16 protein-coding genes are annotated in these 16,445 nt (G+C 29.4%); 5 read left to right on the top strand and 11 right to left on the bottom strand.

What is annotated here, in order from left to right; all coding sequences use genetic code 11:
• The first annotated feature begins 7 nt into the window (after positions 1–7).
• Entirely contained in the window at positions 8–661 is a 654-nt protein-coding gene (gene upp / locus ACQ5J2_RS03760; RefSeq protein ID WP_432672399.1) for a uracil phosphoribosyltransferase, read from the top strand.
• On the opposite strand, the gene ACQ5J2_RS03755 is transcribed toward upp, so the two are convergent.
• Positions 656–1,585, bottom strand: a complete 930-nt coding sequence (locus ACQ5J2_RS03755) for a DUF6427 family protein (protein ID WP_432672398.1) — start codon at positions 1,583–1,585, stop codon at positions 656–658. The two genes, upp and ACQ5J2_RS03755, sit on opposite strands and share 6 nt — an antisense overlap.
• 48 nt (positions 1,586–1,633) lie before the next feature.
• Here ACQ5J2_RS03755 and ACQ5J2_RS03750 point away from each other — a divergent pair, with 48 nt between their 5' ends.
• Positions 1,634–1,864, top strand: coding sequence for a DUF6341 family protein (locus ACQ5J2_RS03750; protein ID WP_432672397.1), 231 nt, complete (start codon positions 1,634–1,636; stop codon positions 1,862–1,864).
• Positions 1,865–1,915: 51 nt separating this feature from the next.
• Here the strand turns inward: ACQ5J2_RS03750 and purD are convergent, their stop codons facing one another.
• Positions 1,916–3,187, bottom strand: a complete 1,272-nt coding sequence (gene purD / locus ACQ5J2_RS03745) for a phosphoribosylamine--glycine ligase (protein WP_432672396.1) — start codon at positions 3,185–3,187, stop codon at positions 1,916–1,918.
• A gap of 113 nt (positions 3,188–3,300) precedes the next feature.
• Between purD and ACQ5J2_RS03740 the strand changes: the two genes are divergently transcribed.
• Both ACQ5J2_RS03740 and ACQ5J2_RS03735 read left to right on the top strand, forming a co-directional pair.
• Positions 3,301–4,629: a phenylacetate--CoA ligase family protein gene (locus ACQ5J2_RS03740; protein WP_432672395.1), complete on the top strand. Its 1,329-nt coding sequence runs from the start codon at positions 3,301–3,303 to the stop codon at positions 4,627–4,629.
• Between the two features lie 165 nt (positions 4,630–4,794).
• Positions 4,795–5,979 (top strand): glycosyltransferase family 4 protein, encoded by a 1,185-nt coding sequence (locus ACQ5J2_RS03735; RefSeq protein WP_432672394.1) that lies wholly within the window; start codon positions 4,795–4,797, stop codon positions 5,977–5,979.
• Here the strand turns inward: ACQ5J2_RS03735 and ACQ5J2_RS03730 are convergent.
• Genes ACQ5J2_RS03730 through ACQ5J2_RS03720 form a run of 3 tightly spaced genes read right to left on the bottom strand, consistent with a single transcriptional unit; the run spans position 5,976 to position 9,057 of the window.
• Positions 5,976–7,325, bottom strand: a complete 1,350-nt coding sequence (locus ACQ5J2_RS03730) for an undecaprenyl-phosphate glucose phosphotransferase (RefSeq protein ID WP_432672393.1) — start codon at positions 7,323–7,325, stop codon at positions 5,976–5,978. The two genes, ACQ5J2_RS03735 and ACQ5J2_RS03730, sit on opposite strands and share 4 nt — an antisense overlap.
• Before the next feature lie 6 nt (positions 7,326–7,331).
• Entirely contained in the window at positions 7,332–8,315 is a 984-nt protein-coding gene (locus ACQ5J2_RS03725) for a UDP-glucuronic acid decarboxylase family protein (protein WP_432672392.1), read from the bottom strand.
• A gap of 1 nt (position 8,316) precedes the next feature.
• A complete protein-coding gene (locus ACQ5J2_RS03720) occupies positions 8,317–9,057 on the bottom strand; it encodes an O-antigen ligase family protein (RefSeq protein WP_432672391.1) in 741 nt (246 codons plus the stop codon).
• Positions 9,058–9,807: 750 nt separating this feature from the next.
• On the opposite strand from ACQ5J2_RS03720, the gene ACQ5J2_RS03715 reads away from it, so the two are divergent.
• Positions 9,808–10,188, top strand: coding sequence for a hypothetical protein (locus ACQ5J2_RS03715; protein WP_432672390.1), 381 nt, complete (start codon positions 9,808–9,810; stop codon positions 10,186–10,188).
• Between the two features lie 78 nt (positions 10,189–10,266).
• Here the strand turns inward: ACQ5J2_RS03715 and ACQ5J2_RS03710 are convergent, their stop codons facing one another.
• From ACQ5J2_RS03710 to rfbC, 6 genes are read right to left on the bottom strand one after another with little or no spacing between them, the layout of a single operon-like run.
• Positions 10,267–11,376 carry a glycosyltransferase gene (locus ACQ5J2_RS03710; RefSeq protein ID WP_432672389.1) on the bottom strand — a complete coding sequence of 370 codons (1,110 nt, stop codon included), beginning with the start codon at positions 11,374–11,376 and terminating at the stop codon, positions 10,267–10,269.
• Entirely contained in the window at positions 11,369–12,685 is a 1,317-nt protein-coding gene (locus tag ACQ5J2_RS03705) for an O-antigen ligase family protein (RefSeq protein WP_432672388.1), read from the bottom strand. Before ACQ5J2_RS03705 ends, ACQ5J2_RS03710 begins: the two co-directional genes overlap by 8 nt.
• Entirely contained in the window at positions 12,657–13,718 is a 1,062-nt protein-coding gene (locus ACQ5J2_RS03700; protein WP_432672387.1) for a hypothetical protein, read from the bottom strand. Before ACQ5J2_RS03700 ends, ACQ5J2_RS03705 begins: the two co-directional genes overlap by 29 nt.
• 9 nt (positions 13,719–13,727) lie before the next feature.
• The gene (locus ACQ5J2_RS03695; protein ID WP_432672386.1) at positions 13,728–15,065 is read right to left on the bottom strand and encodes an MATE family efflux transporter; all 1,338 of its coding nucleotides are present in this window, start codon (positions 15,063–15,065) and stop codon (positions 13,728–13,730) included.
• Positions 15,038–15,892, bottom strand: a complete 855-nt coding sequence (gene rfbD / locus ACQ5J2_RS03690; RefSeq protein ID WP_432672385.1) for a dTDP-4-dehydrorhamnose reductase — start codon at positions 15,890–15,892, stop codon at positions 15,038–15,040. Before rfbD ends, ACQ5J2_RS03695 begins: the two co-directional genes overlap by 28 nt.
• Complete coding sequence (gene rfbC / locus ACQ5J2_RS03685) at positions 15,886–16,437, bottom strand: dTDP-4-dehydrorhamnose 3,5-epimerase (protein WP_432672384.1); 552 nt, start codon at positions 16,435–16,437, stop codon at positions 15,886–15,888. The genes rfbD and rfbC overlap by 7 nt, the downstream gene beginning before the upstream one ends.
• Positions 16,438–16,445: the final 8 nt, after the last annotated feature.

Below are 16,445 nucleotides of genomic sequence, written 5' to 3'. Positions count from 1 at the left end.
CACTTTCATGCAAATTCATTACTTATCAGAAAACAATAGCGTTTTAAATCATTTTCTTGGTCAAATTCGAAACGTAAAAGTGCAAAACGACAGTATGCGGTTTCGCAGAAATATCGAACGTATTGGCGAAATTATGGCGTACGAAATGAGTAAGGATTTACGGTACCGAAATGTCGAAATTGAAACACCTTTAGGAATTAAAAAAACCACTGAAATTGACGATGATTTGGTCTTATGCTCCATTTTACGAGCGGGTTTGTCATTGCATTTGGGTTTTCTAAACTATTTTGACAATGTCGAAAATGGTTTTGTTTCTGCTTATCGCCACCATTACAATAACGATGCTGCATTTGATATTAAAGTAGAGTATCAAGCAGTTCCTTCCATTGTAAATAAAACATTATTGCTAATTGACCCAATGTTGGCTACAGGTCAATCCATGGTCGCTGTTTTTAATAAATTAATCGAAAAAGAACAACCAAAAGAAATTCATATTGCGGTAGTTATTGCTGTACCTGAAGGAATTGAATATCTTAAAAAACACTTGCCTGATTATTGCCACTTATGGGTTGCGACATTAGACGAAAAATTAAATGACAAAAACTACATTGTTCCAGGAATTGGTGATGCGGGAGATTTGGCGTACGGCCGAAAATTATAATTGCATAAAAAACGACAGAAAGCTCAAGCTTATTACGATTATCGCAGTAACTTCCCTACTCCACTTGATTTTAATTCCTTCAAAATAGCTTGTAGCCATAACGGCTAATGGCATAAAAGTATATATTAAAATACTGTTGTTTTTGTGTGGCGAAACCAAGTAGATGAAAAATCCGATGAAAAAGGCTAAGATAATTTTCTTGTACGAGTTGTGATGAATTAGCGGTTTGCTAGGCAAAGCTACGATTTGTGAAAACAAAAATAAAGCCGTGATTGCTGCATAAATGGATATGGCAATGTTCTGATATTTATTTGTAAAGTAATCAAAATCAAAACTAAAAGTTGCGTCATCTAACAAGTGTCCGAAGAGCGACGTATCATAAATCAACACAAAAGCAACGTACATCGTACCTATTGTGAAAAAAGCAATGTAGGGCAAAATCCAGTTTCTGTAATCTCTTGCCACATGTAATGCGATTGAAACAAATACCAAAACGATAAATAATATACTCCAAAAATGAAATAATGCAGCCAAAAAAATCCAAAGCGAAGCGTCAAAAATTTTCTCTTTTGGAGTAACTAAAGATTGCAAAGAAATCAATCTTCGTAACGCCATTAGAATAAAGAAGTTAGAAATAATAAGGCTGGGATTTCCCAAAGTCGTTGGAAAAAGAATCAAAAAAATGAAGAAAAACAAGAAAGGATAGGTATTGTCTTTACTCAAACCATTTTTCTTTGTAATAAAATTTGAAATAAAAAGTGATCCAATCAACAAGCTTAACAAAATAGCTTTTTTACCAATGGATTCAATGGATTGCAGCCAAATTGTTGTCTTTAATTGGTACAAAAAGAAGCATACAATTAGCAATACGGTTACCAAAACATAATTAAATGGTCTTGATTTGCTAAAAATTGTTGTAATCATGGGGATATTTTATACTTTTGCAAATGTAAATATAATACTTGACAAAAAATGAAAGCATTTTTTAATGGAATAGCGTCTTTATTCGTTGATTTTTTATTCATCCCTTTAGATTTTTTAAGATCTTTAGAGTTGACTAGTTGGTTCATTGCCAATTTTATAAACTGGATTTTCATGGCCATTTGTGCAGCAGCTATGATTTATTGGATTCTACAATTGAGAGACCACAAAGCGAAGAACGAAGAATATCAAGATACAACGGCACACTCCTTTTTTAAATAATAACCAAATTCCCTCTTTAATTCAAGAAGGAATTTGACTAGAAATTATTTCTTAAAGGTCGAAACCGATATCTTTTCTAAAATACATCGTGTCAAAATGTAATTTATTTATATTTTGATACGATTTTTTTATGGCTTCTTGAAAATCGGTTCCAAAAGATGTTACTGCCAAAACTCGACCGCCGTTACTCACAACTTGTCCGTTTTCAGACTTAGTTCCAGCATGAAACACAATAGAATCTGATACATTTTCGATTCCTGAAATCACTTTTCCTTTTTCGTAATTTTCTGGATAACCGCCGGAAACAATCATAATCGTTGTTGCCGCACGTTCGTCGATTTCTAAAATGATTTCATCTAGTTTTTCTTCAGCAACAGCTTTGAATAACGCTACTAAATCCGTTTTTAATCTTGGAATCACCACTTCTGTTTCCGGATCACCCATTCGAACATTGTATTCGATGACATAAGGATCGTTTTCAACGATAATCAACCCGATGAACACAAATCCTTTGTAGGTGATTTTATCTTGGTTTAAACCGTTGATAGTAGGTTTTATAATTCTGTTTTCAATTTTTTCTAATAATTCTGGTGTTGCAAAAGGAACTGGAGAAACAGCGGCCATTCCGCCCGTGTTTAAACCGGTGTCACCTTCACCAATTCGCTTGTAATCTTTGGCTGTTGGTAAAACTTTATAGTTTTTTCCGTCTGTTAATACAAAACAACTCAATTCAATTCCATTCAAAAATTCTTCAATTACCACTTTTGAACTTGCAATTCCGAATTTCTCATTCAACAGCATATTGCTCAACTCAAATTTAGCTTCATCCAAATCATTTAGTATCAAAACACCTTTTCCCGCTGCTAAACCATCCGCTTTTAAAACATACGGAGCCTTCATTTTTTCTAAATAGTGAAAACCATTTTCCAAGGTCTCTTTCGTAAAACTATGGTAAGCCGCCGTTGGAATTCTGTGTTTTAGTAAAAATTCTTTGGCAAATTCTTTACTTCCTTCCAGTTTAGCTCCTAATTTGGATGGACCGATTACTGGTATTTTATTCAAATAATCATCGTCCAAGAAAAAGTCATAAATTCCTAAAACCAAAGGGTCTTCTGGACCTACAACAACCATATCAATTTTTTCAGCAATCACTAACTTTTTAATTTCACCAAAATCAGTCGGCGAAACATCGACATTCGTGGCAATCGCATCCGTTCCAGCGTTTCCAGGTGCTACAAAAAGCTTTTGACAAAGCGGACTTTGTACCATTTTCCACGCTAAAGCATGCTCTCTACCGCCTGAACCTAATAATAAAATTGTCATTTTGTGTGTTGTTTTAGTTGTGGCACAAAATTACTTTGTTTTGCGAGGAAATAATAATAATTTTAAAATTTTATTCAATTGATTCACTTTCTAAGTCACAATATGTATTTTTGATGAAATTTACATTTGCAATGAAACTATTTGACCTTTCTCTTAAATTAGCTGGTTTTCCTATGAAGGAAGCTCAAGAACAATTTGCTGAAATTTTAAATGTTCCAGAAAATGATTATGAAGCTTTTATTGAAAAGAAAAAGTCAGAAATAGTTGAGTTTCATCTTGAAAATAATTCTTTTTATCGGGATTTATGTAAAGGTAGAAATATTGAAAATTGGAATGATTTGCCTGTTTTAACTAAAGCCGATTTGCAACAACCACTTGCTCAAAGACTTTCAGATGGATATACTGAAAAGAATGTATTTGTAAATAAAACTTCTGGCTCGAGCGGAACTCCTTTTGTTTTTGCTAAGGATAAATTTTCTCATGCATTGACTTGGGCTAATATTATTTACCATTTTGGATGGTTTGGAATTGATTTTAATCATTCTTTTCAAGCGCGATTTTACGGCATTCCCCTTGATTTTATTGGAAATAAAAAAGAGCGTATTAAAGATGTTTTGAGTAATCGCTATCGGTTTACAATTTTTGATTTGTCAGAAACGGTTTTAGAAAAAATTCTAAACCAATTTCAAAATAAGAAATTTGATTATATAAATGGATATACTTCTTCGATTGTTCTTTTTGCAAAATTTTTACTAAAAAAAAATATAATACTAACTTCTGTTTGTCCATCTCTTAAATGCTGCATAGTAACATCTGAAATGCTTTTTGATGAGGACAAATTATTGCTCGAAAAACAGTTTGGCGTTCCTATAATTAACGAATACGGTGCATCAGAGTTAGATTTAATAGCTTTTCAAAATCCACAGGACGAATGGCAAGTTAACTCTGAAACATTATTTGTGGAGATTTTAGACGAAAATAATAAAGTTTTGGCTTTTGGGCAAGAAGGTAGAATTGTAATAACATCATTATATAATAAGGCTCATCCATTTATTCGATATGACATTGGCGATATTGGTGTTTTGGATTATAAAAGCACATATAAAAAACCAGTATTAAAAAAATTGATTGGAAGAACTAATGATTTTGCAATACTTCCAAGCGGAAAGAAATCACCTGGTCTAACTTTTTACTATATTACTAAAAGTATTATTGAAGATGATGGAAATGTGAAAGAATTTATTATTAAACAGACGAAAATCAATGCTTTTGAAATAGACTATGTTAGTGAAAATGCATTAAATCTAAATCAAAAACAAGGAATTGAAAAGAAGATTGCACTTTATTTAGAAACTGGTTTAAACTTCACTTTCATTAGAAAAGATAATTTAGAACGCAGTAAAAGTGGAAAACTCAAACAATTTGTCTCCTCAATAAAGTGATTATAGCGCTTTTTGCAAGAATCAGGCTTTATCTGATTATTGTAACTGTCAGAAATTGATTTGACTCGAAAAGCAATTATTTTAACTTATCCCGTTCAATTCTTTTTTGATAAATTATTACTATTATATTAAAAATTATCACAGATTATTGTAAACTCACGTTTCATGGAAGAAATTTTAATCGTATCTAATTATTATCCGCCCGAAAAAGGGGCCGCTGCAAATAGAATTGAGCAATTGGCTTTAAAATTAAAACAAAACAATTATAAAGTTTCAGTTGTTTGCCCGCTAGGAAATTATCCAAAGGGAATTTTATTTCCTGAATACCAAGGAAAATTTTCAGTTACTGAACAACGAGACGAAATTACAGTAAAACGTCTTTGGATTTATCCTAGTGTTAGTAAAAATTTACTGGTTCGTATTCTTTCTATTTTATCGTTTTCACTGAGTTTATTTTTTTACTTACTCTTTAAAAAAACACCTAAAAAAGTTATCGTTCAATCCCCTCCTTTATTACTTTCTTTTATTTCAGTACTGGTGCTTTCGTGGAAAAATAAGAAAGTTATACTAAATATTTCTGATTTATGGCCCCTAGCTGCAGTTGAACTAAATGCATTGAAAGAAAATTCTTTTTCACACAAAAGCTCCTTGTTTTTTGAACGATTTATATACAATAAAGCGACTTTAATTTTAGGACAATCCAATGAAATTATTTCGCATATTCATACTAATTTTCCTGAAAAAAAGTGTTATTTATATCGAAATTTCCCAGACCATAAAACTTATCAATTAGAACTGGAAAGTTTAGAAAAGCAACCAATTAAAATTTTCTATGCAGGACTTTTAGGAATTGCACAAGGTGTTTTAGAACTGTGTGAGAAAATAGAATTAAACGATTTAAATATAGAACTTCACATATTTGGAGATGGTGCTGAAAAAAAGACCATAGAAGCCTTAATTTCTATGCAGAAACAACAAAAAATTTTCTTTCATGGAATGATGGAACGAAAAAAACTACACGAAACCTTAAAAACGCTTGATATTGCCATTGTTCCACTGAAAACTAGAATTTATGGATCTGTTCCTTCTAAAATTTTTGAATATGGTTCGCTCGGATTTCCAATACTTTATTTTGGTGGTGGTGAAGGCGAAACTATTGTTGAAGATAACAGAATAGGTTGGGTAATTCCCGTTGAAAATTATAATGAATTAAACAAAAAACTTATTTCAATTTCTGATTTAAGCAAATTTGAGTTAGATGGAATGAAGAAAGAAATTTTCGAAAGAACTCAAGAAACTTTTAACCTTGATTATCAAATGAGTTATTTAATGAAAAATGATGTTTTCTAATACGCTTTTTCTTCGCCTTTAAAAATATTAAATACAGTTAGAAAAATTATTTTCAAATCTAAAATGATAGACCAATTTTTAATATAATAAACATCATACTTAATTCTGTTTACCATATCTACATCTGTTTCAATTTCTCCTCTATACCCTCGAACTTGAGCTAGTCCCGTTATTCCAGGTTTAACAAAATGCCGAACCATGTATTTCTTTATTTTATTGCCATATACTTTGTTTTGTGACCAAAGATGAGGTCGTGGACCAACTACCGACATATCTCCGATTAAAACATTTAAAAATTGTGGCATCTCATCAAGGCTAGTTTTTCTGATAAATTTTCCGATTTTAGTTACTCTTGGATCATTTTTAGATGCCTCCTTTTCTGTTGTCGCATTTATTCGCATAGAACGAAATTTGTAACAAAAAAATTCTTTTTCATCAATTCCTGGTCTTCCTTGCTTAAAGAATACAGGTCCTTTAGATTCTAATTTAATTAATATTGCTAAAAGCGGTGTTAACCAAGAAAGCAGAAAGATAATAGTAATTAAGGCAAAAAAAATATCAAAAGCTCTTTTAAATAATTTCGTAAGTGGGTCATGCAGGATGGTTTTATGTAAGGATAAAATCGGAATATATCCGTAATAATCGACTTTTAGATTTCGAGCAAAATAATTCTTGTTGTCGGGCAAAAATTTAATAATTTTATTATTGTCTTCTGCAAAATTGACAAGCTCATTTACTTGTAAGTTTGATAAATCAAAAAGTGAACAATAAACCTCATCAATTTCTTCTTTTTCGGTAAATTCACAGCACATCTCAATTGCTAATTTCTTATCAATATCCGTTGAAAATATTTTAATTAAATGATATCCATAATCTGGATTGTCATTAAAAAAAGATGCTAATTGCTTCACTTGCTTTGCACTTCCTAAGAGAACTACTTTTCTATAATTTAATCCAGATAGACGTCTGTATTTTCGCAGAAAATAATAAATGAAAATTTTTGCAAATGCAACAACTAAAAGCGTCAATAAGGTATATATGAGCGTTTCTCTTGCATTAGAATGGTTGCTAAATATTCCAAAGTATGCAAAACAAATAATTGTAAATAGAGCAAATTGCTTTAAAATTTTATTACCAATAGCAATAATTTTAGTGTACCGATACACCTCATAAAATTCAACGTTCAATGCGATAATTACCCAAGAAAGTGAACTAAAAACAACAAAATAAATGGAATATACGTTTTCAGACAATAATAGAATGGCAAATAAATTAATAATTGCTAAATCTATAAAGTACGAAAATGGACGAATGTATGCAGAATATCTACCCGTTTTATTTTTCATATATTTTTACATAATATACTTTGAAAAATCTTTATGGTCTTCTTTTAATAATTCTTCAGTAGAAAGTGATTTGAAATATTCATAAGTGATTTTCATTCCTTCCTCCCGGCCAATTTTTGGTTCCCAACCCAAAATTTCTCTAGCTTTAGCAATGTCAGGTTGACGTTGCAAAGGATCGTTCATTGGTAAAGGATGATAAACAATTTTTTGTTTTGTTCCCGTAAGTTTGATAATTTCTTCAGCAAAATCTTTGATGGTAATTTCGTCTGGATTTCCCACATTGACAGGAAGAGAATAATCAGAATGCAACAGTCTAAATATGCCTTCTACCTGATCACTCACATAGCAAAACGAACGGGTTTGCATTCCATCACCAAAAATAGTTAAATCTTCACCACGCAATGCTTGACCTATAAAAGCAGGAATTACTCGACCGTCATTCAATCGCATCCTTGGACCATAGGTGTTGAAAATTCTCAAGATTCTAGTTTCAACTCCATGAAAAGTATGATAAGCCATTGTAATGGATTCTTGAAAACGTTTAGCTTCATCATAGACGCCTCGTGGTCCGATGGTATTTACATTTCCGTAATATTCCTCCGTTTGTGGATGCACCAAAGGATCGCCATAAATTTCGGAAGTCGATGCAATTAAAATTCGTGCTTTTTTTACACGAGCCAAACCTAACAAGTTATGTGTACCTAAAGATCCAACTTTCAAAGTTTGAATTGGAATTTTTAAATAATCTATTGGGCTAGCTGGAGAAGCAAAATGTAAAATATAATCTAACTCTCCAGGAATGTTAACAAACTTGGTAATATCGTGATGATAGAATTCAAAATTTTCCAATTTGGATAAGTGCTCAATATTCTTTAAATCTCCCGTAATTAAATTGTCCATTCCTATAACGATATAACCTTCAGCTATAAAACGATCGCACAAATGAGAACCTAGAAAACCAGCAGCTCCTGTAATTAAAATTCTTTTCATATTAAAATCTCTCTTTAATTTTTACAATTCGTTCTGACGAATTAAAAATGCAATATAAAATCACGAAAAACACAATTCCACGTTGTCGACAAAACATGGATTCCGTCAAAAGTAATATTATCATCGTTAATGCGAACACAAGATGCAAAAAATTTCGATTATAAATGGCATTTTTTAAATTAACTAATAACATTATAATTAATGTTAAAAACCCAAAAACACCAAGTTCTGCAAAAGTTTGAATATATTGATTGTGAAAATTAAATATTTTATAGTCTAAATCTAATTGATGTTCTTCCACTTTTTTCTCAATTTCAGGTTGTGAAGCTTCTAAACCAAAACCTGTAAAAAAAATATCGTTTTCATTTAGCATTTCCTTAAAAACACGTACTTGAAAAACACGTAAAGCGCTTCCAGGAAAGAAATTGTTTTGCTGAAAATCACTTCTATCCCAAGCTTCTTCTATTGTTATTTTATTGTCGTTTTCTTCCTTTGAAGTCAGGTTTTTGTTTAAAATATTATCTACAAAAGCAGTCTCAGATTTAGACAATAACCTGTTTTTAATTTCCTCGCTTGACGCTATTGAAATTATAAAAAATATAGAAAAAGTAAAAGCAGTTAAAGCTTTCACGCTTGTATTTGTTTTAGAAAAGAACAAATAATAACAAATTATTAAAATTAAATCAATAAAGAAAATACTTCTTGAAGAAAGCAAAAATACAAAAAGCACTAAAGTATACATAGCCAACCTTTCTATATTGCTCTTGTTAACTATTGATACAAAATAAAACATTGCAAAAGAGGCAAAAGTTGCCATGTAAATGGCATTAAGCTCTAATGTAACTAATTCATGGAAAAAGAAGACTTCGGGGTTTTGTGTTGAGAAATATTTTAAAATTGCTTCTATTAGGAAATAGATAGAGTAAAAAACCATACTGAAACTAAATAAACGAATAATTCTATATACTTGATTGCTATTTAATTTTGGAATAAACAAAAAAACTATTGGAACGATTATGAAAACGAGTAGTTTTTTTAGTCCATAAATTGTGGCATTAATATCAATGCTCCAAATTAAAGAACACAACATTACAATATAAAATATAATCGGTACAATTAAAGTTCTATTAAGTGAAAAATTATAATTTTTATAATTAAAAATTATAAAAAGACCAAAAATTATAATTGAAATACTTCCGAACGCAAAGTTTAAAGGCAAAGAAATTAATATACTAGCTAATAAATAAATTAATATAGTGTGATAATTGTTTTGTAGAAAAAAATTTGATTTAACGCTAAAAATATTTTTTTTACTTTCCATTTATTGTTTGCATATACTAATATTGAACTTTGTAAAATGACAATATTATAACTATAGTCAACAAAAGTAATGATTTTTTTACAAAATTTAAGTCCGTTTTTTTTTTAAGTATAATTGTTAATCTTGAAAAAAAAACTAATTTTACAGCTTAAAAAATTTTAAAACTTAAAAATGAAAAATGTCTGTTTTATTTCAATCTTTTTAGCCTTGTTTTTTATATCATGTAATGAAAAAAAGGAAACGGCTGCAGTTAATGAGCCTATGACAGCTTTGGAGGGCTCTAAAGTAGTTGAAGTCGATTTAAGCGACTATGACAGGTACGAGGGCAAAATTGTTGAAGCATCAACAGGACAATGGTTTTTAATCAAAGAAGGAGCGAGATGGAGAACAAATTCTGTAGAATCTTCGGATGATTATTTGAAAAAACTTCCTATTGGTCCAGATTATGTTGTGAAAAACGTTTCAATGGATATTCTTCAGCAATTTCCAGAAGTAGGAGAGCTTTTACCAAATGTTCAATTTAAAAAAGATGAGAAGTTTCCTGTTGAATAAATATTGTAGTTCCGTTCTTAAGAAATGTTTTGGAATAGTTTATATTGTAATTATCAATTTAAACTATTCCTTTTTTATTTAATTTATTAAAATATTATGTTCTTCAAATTTGCTTTTTACAAAAGCAGATAATTCTTGTTTAAATCGTTCTTCTGAAAATTTAAGTGCTTGATTTCTTATGTATAAGGAATCAAATTTTATATTTTCAAACATAATTAATGCTTCCTGTATAGACTCTTTAGTTTGATTAAGAAAAAAAACTCCCGTTTTCAAATCCTCTACAGTTTCTAAAGCACCTCCTCGGCCATATGCGATTATAGGAGTTCCGCACGCTTGAGCTTCCAAAATAGCAATTCCAAAACCTTCAATTCCCGGCTGAATAAATCCCTTAGCATTCGATATATATTTTTTGAGTTGAGCTGTTTCTAAAAACCCTGTGAAAGTTATATTTGATTTTGCGTGTTTTTTTAAAGTTTTTAGATTTTGTCCATCACCAATTATAATGAGTTTCTTTTTATTTTCATTAAAAGCTTCTACTAATAAATCAAACCTTTTAACTGTTACAATTCTGCCAACCGCGACATAAAATTCTTCTTTTTCTGAATTAAGATCAAACTTTGATAGGTCTACTGGCGGATATATTACAGTTGCATCTCTGTTATACCTTTTCTTTACCCAATCTTTAACAAAGTTAGAGTTTGCAATAATGTAATCTGGTCGTTTGGAATGCGTTACATCTATTTTTCTTAGAACAAAAATTAAAGGATAAAATAAAGTTGAAAATTTACCAAAAAAAAGAAACTTATCCTCCCAAATATAATTGAAATTTCTAGCCTGAAAATAGCTGATATGTAATTGTTTTTCACTCGATTTTTTTATCCCTTTTGCAACAGAATGCGACGAAGAAAATATTAATTGAGTATCGGCAGGAATCTTAAATTTATTGATAAAATAATGAAAAAGAAAAAATAAATATCTAAATTTTCTGCCAAAATTTTTTAAAGCAGTTTGCTTTATTTCAGGATTATTTGAGCTGAATAGTTTAAATAAGTTGTCTTTTTTCATTATACATATCAACGTATACGTTTTATTAAAATTAAAAACGTCGTTTATAGACTTTATAACTCGTTCTGCACCTCCATAAGCGTCTAACCAGTCAGCAATTAAAACTTTTTTTATCTTATCCATTTGCTATGATAGTATTATCCTGTATTTGTACATTCTTTTTTTTAATGAATTCGGAAGCAAAAATAGAAATCCAAAATCCGCTGTAGACAATTCCATCAAAGCGAATTAAAAAATCATCAAAAAAATTCGAAATCAAAAAAATTACAAAAAAAGATATAATTAGTGGGTTTTTTAGATAATACCCTATTCTTAAGATATTCCAAAAGTAAACTCCAAAAATTAAAATTCCGAAAATTCCGAATTTAAGAAAAAAGTCAATGACTTGATTATGAACTGGAAGTTGGTTTTTATATAAAAAGTATTGTCGTGTTTCCTTATAGTACTCACATAATTTACTTTTGCTATCAGCCGAGCCATAACCAATAACTGGCTTTCTTAATCCTAATTCTGTCGCTGATTTTAATATGGATAAACGAGTAACTAATGAATTATATGCAACGGCTCGTGCATTATCAATCTCATCAAGTTTACCAATTTTATCAAGATTAGAGAAAGTATCAGTAGTGTATTTCTTTATCATATAAGGATTATTAGATAAAAAAACTGCAGCAACAGCTATGATTACGACTCCCAAACCTAGAGCAGTGGAAAAACTTTTTTCTTTTTTAATGCTTTTTGAAAATTGATATATTACAATAATAAAAAAACCTATTAATGTATTAACTAACGCTAATCGAGTATTTACAAATAATAAAAAGAAAAATAAAACTGCAAATAGTAGAAACCATAAAATAATGTACTTTATTTTTATTTCTGAAAATGTAAAATTATTTAAAATTAGATAAAATATATAAATTAAGGCAAACGATATATGCATGTTTAATGCTGGTGCATGATTGCTAAAACTATTAGAAAATGAATAGCCCAATTCCCAAAGATGAATACCTTTCCAATATTTATTAAAAAAATCCGGAAAATAAAATATATATCTGACTAGAAGAATTGTCAAAATAAGTACTAAAATAATCGTATATCTTTTTAGCAAACTATTCATTGATATATATTTAAAATTTCCAATTATAAATAATGGTAAAAATAATAACGCTAAATATTTCTCAATCGCTTTAATTCCTTCATACAGAGAGCTATTGTTCCATAAAAAAAGAACATTTATAATTAATGGTAGTGAAATAACTAAAACTAGATTTCTGTATGTATTGCTATAGATTAATTTATCAATATTAAATAAATTATAAAAAACAAATAAAATAATTACAATTGTACATGGAATTCTAAATATCATTAAAGAAGCTATTGTTACTAAAAAGAAATTAAATATTTTAGAGTGGTTTTTTTCCGATATAATCATAATAAAAAATAAAATAAATTAAGGGTAAAAATGCTACTTTGTGACGCGTTGCGGTTCCTAAATCCGGTTCAAATACGCCTTGCACTATAAAATATGCAAAAACTATTAATATTGACCACATTTCATATTTTCTTTGTCTCCTATTGTTTAAACATTTAATGTATCTAACTATTAAAATATAAAATAAAGCCAATTGCCAAATTATAAATGAGATAATTTGAGGTGAAAGAATGTGCTTCACACCTTCAATAATAGGTAAATTAACAGATAAAAAACCATTAAAAATACCAATTGTTTCTCCATACCAAACATCTGTTCTAACGGGAGATACAACCATTGAATTAACATCCATGTTTTTTCTATAGATATTAACTGCTTCCCTAGATGTTTCAGATAAAAATTCTCCTTTGATTAAACCATGAGAGAGAGAAAGAAACACGGCGATAAGAATTCCATAAAAAAAGGTTGCGAAAATCTTGTTTTTAAATTTGATAAATGAAATGAGATACATTCCAATAGCAATTATTGGAATTAGAATAAAATATATTCTAAAAATTAGTCCAAAACCCACCAAAAATAACATCGATAATATAATTTTATATTTTGAAGGAATTCGGGACTGATAAAGATAGGGTATAGTAACAATAAATAAAAAAGTAATAAATTCTTTAGAAGGCATCGAAACAAAAATCGCTAACATAAAAAATGAAACATGTATAATAATATTTCTAGCATTAATTTTATGGAAATTAGAAGGAAGACCAACTTTATAAAGCGCAAAGATTAAAATAGTATACTGAATTAGCGCAATTATTGAAAAATGTAAATAGCTTAAAAAGGTGTTTTTATAAAATGCAATTGTAAAACCATAACTTCCTATTTCTTCGTTACCATGAAGTGCTGGTTGTACTATATAATTTGCATCATTAAAAAATCGTTCGGGTAGAACGGCAAAAGCTAACATAGATATTAATAGATTAATAAAAAATAATCCATGAAAAAACAATTTATTTTCTTTAATAACAATTCCCATTTTTTAGACTTAATGTAAAAATAAATTAATTTTATCTTTCTTATATGCAATCAAAATTATTGCAATATTCCAAAATAACATACTAATAATATAAGATATTGCACCTCCTTCCATGCCATACTTCGGAATTAAATTTACATTTAAAATTAAGTTAATAATTACCGAAATAAGTAATAGTATTTGAAATAAATTTTGTCTACCAGTCATATTTAAATAAATTGGAGATGCACCAAATAGTGCTATAATTCCCTGTCCAATAATCATAATTTTCATAGCCTTTTCAACTACAATATAATCAGTACCAAATATAGCTAATACTTCATTTGAAAAAATAAATACAACAATAATTACTGGTAAAACTAATACAAAAATAATCCGTGAACTGTTTTTTAAAATTTTTTTTAATTCTATAAAATCCTTTCTATAAAAGTATGATGCAATCTTTGTAGAAATATTTATATTTATCAACTGTATTACCATAGCCACAATTGTCATGAATTTTACTCCTACGCCATATTGTGCAACCATTTTGTCACCATGATATTTTTTTATAAAAAATACATCTAATGTTGTTAATAAAAATATAGCCATAGTGCTTACAGCGATTGGATAGGACTTCTTTATAATCAATGAATAATTATAACTCTCTACCTTAGAAGATGATTTTTTTTTTCTAAAAAAATCATCAATCATCAATGTCGAAATGATGGCTAAAAAAATAAATCCAATTAGAAAAGCATCAACTAAAAAAGATTCTTTATTAAAGTACAATAATAATACAGCTCCGCCAATAATAGAAAAATATTTAAATATATTTCTAAATAATTCTGCAACATAAATTTTATTTAAAGACCTGAAAACCTCGGTATTAAAAAGAGTAACAGAATAAAAAAATAAGATTAATATTGATTTAAAAATAACTGGGTAAATAGTGGGGTCATTAAAAAAATCTGAAATCCATCTTTCATCAATTGATATAAAAACAAGAAAAATAATGATTGAAAGTGAAAAAATAATAAAAATCATTTTATTATAAATCTTTTTTAATTCCCCGTAGTCATCTTTCTCTTTTAAAATACCTGAAAAATATAGTATAGATTGATCAGTACCTAAAATCGAAATACTGCCTATAACTAATAAAAATGTTCTTATGAAGTCATACTTACCAATAATTTCTACCGGAAAATTTCGTGTCAAGAATATAGTAAAACCAAATAATATAATTATTCCAAGAACTCTCAAAAAAAGCGTTTTAATACTTTCAATTGCAAGTGGATTTTGTAAGATTTTTCTTAGATAAATTTGCCCTCTATTGAACATCATAATTTTTTTAAACTTTCTTTCCAATTTTTAACTTTAATGCCAAACACTTTTTTAATTTTACTTTTATCCAAAACACTATATCTTGGACGTTTGGCAGGTGTGGGATAATCGGAAGTGGCAATGGGTTGTAAATCTAATTCCATTTTATTAATCTCAAGTATTTTTTTTGCAAATTCATACCAAGAACATTGACCTTCGTTGCTGAAATTATAAATTCCAAATTGAGATGCTGAAACAAGTTCAGCATGACAAAAGTGTACGATTTTAACTAAAGCTTCCGCCAAATCAACAGCATTTGTTGGTGTTCCAATTTGGTCATTAACCACTGAAAGTGAATCTCGTTCTCTACCTAATCGCAACATGGTTTTCATGAAATTATTTCCAAATTGAGAATAAACCCACGAAGTTCTGATGATAAAGTATTTTTCTAAAATAGCGTGAATTACTATTTCGCCGTCTAATTTTGTTTTTCCGTAAATTCCCGTTGGATTTGGAATATCTTCTTCAGTATAAGGCTTTGTTGAAATTCCGTCAAAAATAAAATCGGTCGAAATGTGAAGTAAAATTACATCCATTTCTTTACAGACTTGTGCTAAATTTATTGGTCCCCCAACATTTATAAGTCGCGCTTTTTCTGGTTCTGACTCCGCTTTATCAACTGCCGTGTAAGCCGCTGCATTAATACAAAATTTCGGTTTTATTTTAGCGAAAACAATTTTGCATTGCTCTAAATCCGTAATGTCTAATTCTGTTGAGTTGCAAAATTCAAAATCAACTTCAATATATTGTTTAGCAATACTTTTCAAAGCTTGCCCCAACTGACCTGAAGATCCTGTGACTAAAACTACCATACCTTTTTAGCATTTTCTAATGGAGGTAAAGAGGCGTCTTTCTGTGAAATAATTAAATTTTCTGTCGGAAATTTCCAATCAATGTTTAAAGTTTCATCATTATACATAATTCCCCCTTCAGATGCTGCATTGTAAAAATTATCACACTTATAAAAAAATATCGCGGTTTCGCTCAATACTAAAAATCCGTGAGCAAACCCTCTTGGAACAAAAAACTGCCTTTTGTTTTCGTCCGATAATATTGCACAAACATGCTGTCCAAATGTGGGGGATTCTGGGCGAATATCAACTGCCACATCTAAAACTTCTCCAGATAAAACACGAACCAACTTGGCTTGAGCATGAGTTCCCGTTTGATAATGTAAACCTCTCAAAACTCCTTTGGTTGAAAACGATTGATTATCTTGCACAAAATGCACCTTTTGACCAACACCGTTCTGAAAAATTTTCTCATTGAAACTTTCCATAAAATAGCCTCTGTCATCCGTAATTACTTTAGGTTCTACTATAAAACAACCTGAAATAGGTGTAGGTATAAAATTCATATTTTTAG

This window comes from Flavobacterium sp. SM2513 (assembly GCF_050908145.1).
Lineage (GTDB): Bacteria > Bacteroidota > Bacteroidia > Flavobacteriales > Flavobacteriaceae > Flavobacterium.
Note: the sequence above shows the minus strand (reverse complement) of the source record. Positions and strands in the feature narration are given on the sequence as shown.